General features: G+C 73.9%; 2 protein-coding genes. Both read right to left on the reverse strand.

Translation table 11 applies throughout. The annotated features are described in order from the left end of the window. A partial coding sequence (locus SM447_RS29090) for a beta-ketoacyl synthase N-terminal-like domain-containing protein (RefSeq protein ID WP_474576076.1) occupies positions 1-656 on the reverse strand: 656 nt, incomplete at its 3' end. Further along, on the reverse strand, positions 653-4,363 hold the full coding sequence (locus SM447_RS29095; RefSeq protein WP_474576075.1) for an SDR family NAD(P)-dependent oxidoreductase: 3,711 nt from the start codon (positions 4,361-4,363) through the stop codon (positions 653-655). The genes SM447_RS29095 and SM447_RS29090, both read right to left, overlap by 4 nt. Positions 4,364-4,382: the final 19 nt, after the last annotated feature.

Consider the following 4,382-nt stretch of genomic DNA (forward strand, 5'->3'; position numbering starts at 1 on the left):
TGCAGCGCCACCAACGACGACGAACACGCCGTATCCACCGTCACGGCCGGCCCCTCCAGACCAAGCGTGTACGCCACCCGACCCGACGCCACACTCGGCAGGCTGCCGTTGAACAGGTGCCCCTCGAACGCACCGGTGTCCTCGCCCAGCACGGTGCCGTAGTCGCTGTACATGACGCCGGTGAAGACGCCGGTCCGGCTGCCCCGCAGCGACGTCGGCGCGATGCCGGCGCGTTCCAGCGCCTCCCAGCCCACGTGCAGCAGCAGGCGGTGCTGCGGGTCGGTGGTCAGGGCCTCGCGCGGCGACATGCCGAACAGGTCGGCGTCGAACTCGGCCGCGTCGTGGAGGAAGCCGCCGTGGCGGGTGTAGCTCGTGCCGGGATGGTCGGGGTCGGGGTGGTACAGCCCGTCGACGTCCCAGCCCCGGTTCACCGGGAACTCCGACACCGCATCGACTTCGTCGAGGGTCAGCTGGAACAGCTCCTCGGGCGAGGTCACCCCGCCCGGGAACCGGCACGCCATGCCTACGATCGCCAGCGGCTCCCGGCTCGCCGGCTCCTCCCGCTGCTCCAGCTCCGCCAGCCTCCGGCGGGTCTGGCGCAGCTCGGCGGTGACCCGCTTGAGGTAGTCGAGCAGCTTGCCGTCGCTCATGGTCAGGGCCTTCCCAGCTCTTCGTCGATCAGGGCAAATAGTTCGTCCGCGCCCGCGTCGGCGACCTCGCGGTCGTACACCGGCTCCGCCGCGGCTGCGGGCGGCAGCGTCGCGAGCAGTTGCCAGAGCCGGTCGGTGACGTCCCGGCGCAGCCGGTCGTCGGCGACGGCGGTGACTGTCGCCGCCAGCCGGTCCAGCTCGGCGAGCACGGGCGGCACGTCCGGCGTTTCGCCTCGCGCCGGGCGCGGGTCGAGACGGTCCAGCAGGTAACGGGCCATGGCGGCGGTGCTCGGGTGGTCGAAGATCACGGTGGCGGGCAGGGTGAGCCCGGTGAGTGTGGCGAGCCGTCCGCGCAGCTCCAGCGCGGTAAGCGAGGTGAAGCCCAGATCGGTGAAGCCACGCTCAGGCGGTACGTCGCCGGGGCCGGACCGTCCCAGCACCGTCGCGATCTCGACCTGGACGAGACGTCGCAGCGTTGGCTCCCGATCGTGCTCGGCCATCACCCGTAGCCGGTCTCGCAGTGCAGGCGCGTCCGCCCGCGCCGGGACGCCGCGCGCGGCCCCGGGCCGGGCCAGTCCACGTAGCAGCGCCGGCGCTTCGTCGCCGGGCAGCTCGGACGGGTCGAGCCAGGCGGGCACCAGGTGCGGCCGGTCCGCGCCGGTCACGAGATCGAACAGGGCCAGCGCGTCGTCCGTCGCCAACGGTCGCAGTCCGCTGCGCCGCATCCGCTGCAAGTCGGCCGCGCCGAGCTTCGCGGTGAGGCCCGTGCGCTGCTCCCACAGCCCCCAGCCCAGCGCCACCGCGGGCAGCCCTCGCCGGTGCCGGTGCGCAGCGAGCGCGTCGAGGAACGCGTTGCCGGCCGCGTAGTTCGCCTGCCCGGCCAGCCCGATCGTGGCCGAGACCGACGAGAACAGCACGAATGCCGACAGCTCAAGTTCGGCGGTCAGCTCGTGCAGGTGCCAGGCCGCGTCCACCTTCGCCGCGAGTACCGGGTACAGCTGCTCGGCGGTCAGGGACTGCACCGTCGCGTCCCGCAGCACGCCCGCGGTGTGCACCACGGCCCGCAGTGGCGCGGTGGCGGGAACTGCGGCGAGGACGGCAGCCAGGGCCGCGCGGTCGGTCACGTCGCACGCGGTCACGGTGACCCGGGCTCCCGCCTCGGTCAGCTCCGCCACCAGCTTGTCCACCCCGTCGGCGGTCGGTCCGCTGCGGCTGAGCAGCAGCAGACTCCGTACGCCGTGCCGGTGCACCAGGTGCCGTGCCACGGTCGCGCCGAGGCCGCCGGTCCCGCCCGTGATCAGCACGGTTTCGTCCGGGCCGGCGATGCTCCTCTCGGGTGGCGGCGCGGGAACCGAGCCGCGGGCCAGCCGGGGAACGAGCAGCCGTCCGCGGCGCAGGGCGAGTTGCGGCTCGCCGGTAGCGAGGGCACGGCTCAGCGCGCCGGACACCGGCGGTGCGGCGGCCGGCGGGCCGTCCGGTCCGCTCGCGACCGAAACGTTGTTCCCGAGCGCCGGTGGGTGGTGGTGGTCGAGGTCCACCAGGACGATGCGACCGGGGTGTTCGGTCTGCGCCGCGCGTACCAGTCCCCAGATCGCGGCGGCGGCGAGGTCGACATCGTCGTCCGGTGTGACCGCGACGGCGTGTCGGGTCTGGACGACCAGCCGTCCCGGGCCGTCGGCGTTCCCGCCGAGCCAGTTGCGCACGTCGCGCAGCACGGCCGCTGCGGTCGCGTGGACGGCCTCGGGCAGGTCCTCCGCCGCGCTCGGCTCGACCCGCAGGACCACGGTCGGTGCGTCCGCCGCGACCTCGGTGTCATCGGCCTCCCGCCACTCCAGCTGGAACAGCCGGGGGTCGGTGCGGCGGGCGTCCAGCGGACGCAGGGTCAGCGACTCCACCGAGAGCACCTCGATGCCGGCGGCGTCGGCGGCGAGCAGCGCCGCCCGGTGCTCGCCGAGCATGCTCACCCGGACGCGCAGCTGTGCCGGCCCCGGTCGGGTCAGCCGCACGCCGGCCCAGGAGAACGGCACGACCGGCCCAATGCCGGCCGCCTGCACGAGTGGGTGGAGCACCGCATCAAGCAGGGCCGGGTGGACCTGGAACGGGCCGGTCTCGTCGGTAAGTGCGACCTCGACGAACAGGTCGTCGTCGTGTCGCCAGACGGCACGCAGGTTGCGGAACGCCGGACCGTAGTCCAGGCCCCGGCGGGCCAACTCCTCGTACCAGTCGACGGGGTCGACCGGTGTCGCCGTGGCCGGCGGCCACTCCGGCAGCACCAGCGCGGCCCCGGCCAGTGCGCCCGGGCCGGCCTGCCCGGTGGCGTGCAGCTGCCAGCCGCGGTCGGCCTCGTCACACACCCGGCCGTGGATCCGGATCGCGCGCCGACCGGACTCGTCCGGCGCGGAGGCCGACAGCTGCACCTCGACCTCGCCACGTTCCGGCAGCACCAGCGGGGTGTGCAGGGTCAGCTCGTCCACGGCGTCGCCGACGCGCAACGCCATCTCCAGCAGCGCGGTGCCCGGCACGAAGACCTGGCCGAGCACCCGGTGGTCGGTCAGCCAGGGCCGGGTCCGCAGCGAGATCCGTTCGGTGAAGACGAGCCCCTCGCCGTCGGCGAGTTCCACGGCCGACCCGAGCAGCGGCCGGTCCGCGCCGGGGTGCACCCAGTGCCGTCGCCGCTGGAAGGCGTACGTCGGCAGGTCCACGCGGGACGCGTCGGTGCCGGCGTACGCCTTGGTCCAGTCGACGGCGAGCCCGGCGACCCACAGCTGCGCCACGGAGACCAGGAAGCGGTCCAGCCCGCCCTCGTCGCGGCGCAGCGTCGCGCCGACAAACGACTGTCGCGCCCCGGGCCGGCTCTCCAGGATCTCCTCAAGGTTCATGGTGAGCACCGGGTGCGAGCTGACCTCCAGGAACGTGTCGTATCCCTGCTCAGTCAGTGCCTCGACGGCGGTGTGGAAGTGCACGGTCTGCCGCAGGTTGCGGAACCAGTAGCCCGCGTCCTGCTGCCCGTCGTTGAACCAGTCCTGCTCGACGGTGGAGAAGAACGGCACCCGTGCGGGCGTAGGACGCACGTCCGCGAGCAGCCGAACCAGGTCGTCCTCGAGGCGGGCAACCTGGAAGGTGTGCGAGGCGTAGTCGACCGGGATCCGACGGGCCCGCACCTGCTCGGCCTCGCACTGAGCCAGCAGTTCGTCGAGGGCGGCCGGCTCCCCGGCGACGACCGTGGCCGACGGGCCGTTCAACGCCGCGACCTCGAGCCGGCCCGACCAGGCCGCCAGGCGGGGCGTCAGGTCCGCGGCGGGCAGCGCCACCGACATCATCCCGCCATCGCCGGCCAGCTTCCGCGCGATCGCCTGCGACCGCAGCGCGACCACGCGCGCCGCGTCGGCGAGGGACAGCGCGCCGGCCACGCAGGCGGCGGCGATCTCGCCCTGCGAGTGCCCGACGACGGCCGCCGGCTCGACGCCGTACCACCGCCACAGCGCCGCCAGTGAGACCATCACCGCCCAGGAGACCGGCTGGACCACGTCGACCCGGTCCAGACCTGGCGCGTCCGGGGCCTGCCGCAGCACCGCCTCCGGATCCCAGTCCACGAACGCGGTCAGGGCCGCGGCGCACTCGGCGAAGCACTGCGCGAAGGCGGGTGAGGTGTCCAGCAGGCCCACCGCCATCCCCGCCCACTGCGAACCCTGACCCGGGAACACAAACACCACCCGACCATCCACACCACGA

The sequence above is a fragment of the Micromonospora aridisoli genome, assembly GCF_056150025.1.